Source organism: Psychrobacter proteolyticus (assembly GCF_038155145.1).
Lineage (GTDB): Bacteria > Pseudomonadota > Gammaproteobacteria > Pseudomonadales > Moraxellaceae > Psychrobacter > Psychrobacter proteolyticus_B.
Window position 1 is genome coordinate 1 of record NZ_JBAKAY010000084.1, and the last position, 230, is coordinate 230.

General features: G+C 44.8%; 1 protein-coding gene. It reads left to right on the forward strand.

Translation table 11 applies throughout. The features are described from left to right. Nucleotides 1-230 (forward strand): nucleoside deaminase (locus V6252_RS13070; RefSeq protein ID WP_341610735.1); only part of this gene is annotated, 230 nt, incomplete at both ends.

The following is a 230-nucleotide window of genomic DNA, read 5'->3' on the forward strand; positions in this document are numbered from 1 at the left end:
TGACCAGCAAGTTATCGGCCAAGCGTTTAATCAACCTATTAGTAGCCAAGATGCTACTGCTCATGCAGAGATAGTTGCATTAAGAGACGCTAGTACGCGTTTAGAAAACTATCGACAGCCGCTACAGACTACTCTATATGTCACTTTAGAGCCTTGTACAAAGTGTATTGGTGCTCTAATTAATGCGCGAGTAAACAAGCTGGTGTATGCAGCCAGTGAACCGCGTGCTG